The sequence below is a fragment of the Phaeobacter sp. PT47_59 genome, assembly GCF_028890025.1.
Taxonomy (GTDB): Bacteria; Pseudomonadota; Alphaproteobacteria; order Rhodobacterales; family Rhodobacteraceae; genus Phycobacter.
Genome location: NZ_JARCJL010000070.1, coordinates 1 through 1,319 on the forward strand (window position 1 = coordinate 1; position 1,319 = coordinate 1,319).

The window sequence follows — 1,319 nt, forward strand, 5'->3', positions numbered from 1 at the left end:
CGCCTCGACGTCTGACGTGGAACATGATTCACCGTCGCCACAACGATGACGCCGGAGTGTGGGATGCGTGGATCAGATCAGGTGACGGGCTCGCTGTTCAGCTACGTCGATCTCGAGGAGCGCATTCCGGCGCAACACCCGCTTCGCAAGATCAGGGCCGTCGTCAACGATGCGCTGCGCTCCCTGGATGCCGAGTTCGCGCGGCTCTACGCGGGGGAGGGCCGCCCCTCGATCGCGCCGGAACGGTTGATCCGGGCCAGCCTGCTGCAGATCCTCTACTCGATCCGGTCCGAGCGGCAACTCATGGAGCAGATGGATTACAACCTGCTGTTCCGCTGGTTCGTGGGCCTCGGGATCGACGATGCCATCTGGGTCCCGACCGTGTTCACGAAGAACCGCGACCGGCTTCTGACCACGGACATGTCGCGCAAGATCATGGCCGCCATCTTGGCGCATCGCGAGGTGGCACCGCTGCTCTCGGACGATCATTTTTCGGTTGATGGCACCCTGGTGAAGGCTTGGGCGTCGATGAAGAGTTTCCAGCCGAAGGAAAGGGCTGCGTCCGACGGGGACGAGGGTCCCGGCGATCCGCCAGATACCAGTGTGCCGCCCAAGTCCTCCTCTGACCAGTCCATAGCCGAGTCCGCCCCGATGACCCGCCCCACACGCCGCCACCGCAACGCCGAAGTCGACTTCCGTGGCGAACGACGCTCGAACGCGACCCATGCTTCGATGACCGATCCGGAGGCCCGGCTGTTCAAGAAGTCGCCCGGCGCCGGCGCCATGCTGTGCTTCATGGGGCACAGCATGATGGAGAACCGCTCCGGCCTGATCGTGCAGGCCGACCTGACGCGGGCGGACGGCCACGCCGAGCGGCGTGCTGCCATCGACATGCTTCACCGCCACTCGCCGGGATCGACCCGGCGCCTGACCCTGGCGGCAGACCGTGGTTACGACAGCGCGGACTTCGTCGCCGAGCTGCGCCAAATGGTGGTCACGCCGCATGTCGCCCAGAAGTCCCGACACTCCGCCATCGACGGCAGAACCACCCGGCACCCTGGCTACGCCCAATCGCAGCGGCGCCGGAAGAAGATCGAGGAACCTTTCGGCTGGGTCAAAACCGTCGGCGGCATGACGCAGACCCTGTATCGCGGCATCGAGCGCGTGCGGGCCCGCTTCACGCTGGCGATGGCGGCGTGCAACTTGGCGAGGCTCCCGAAACTACTCGTCGCCTGAGCCGGAAAGCAGGCCACTCGGACTGCCTCCTCGCACACCTGGATGCATCGAGCACCTGCTCAAAGGAAATCATTCCTCACAGC

The 1,319-nt window shown here is 65.4% G+C and carries 1 protein-coding gene; it reads left to right on the forward strand.

All coding sequences use genetic code 11. The features are described 5' to 3' along the window. Positions 1-63 precede the first annotated feature (63 nt). Positions 64-1,236 carry an IS5 family transposase gene (locus PXK01_RS21915; protein WP_274861731.1) on the forward strand — a complete coding sequence of 391 codons (1,173 nt, stop codon included), beginning with the start codon at positions 64-66 and terminating at the stop codon, positions 1,234-1,236. Positions 1,237-1,319: the final 83 nt, after the last annotated feature.

Bases quoted from the DNA above. Each gene is read 5' to 3' on its own strand.
- PXK01_RS21915 (WP_274861731.1), top strand. From the start codon at position 64: ATGCGTGGATCAGATCAGGTGACGGGCTCGCTGTTCAGCTACGTCGAT.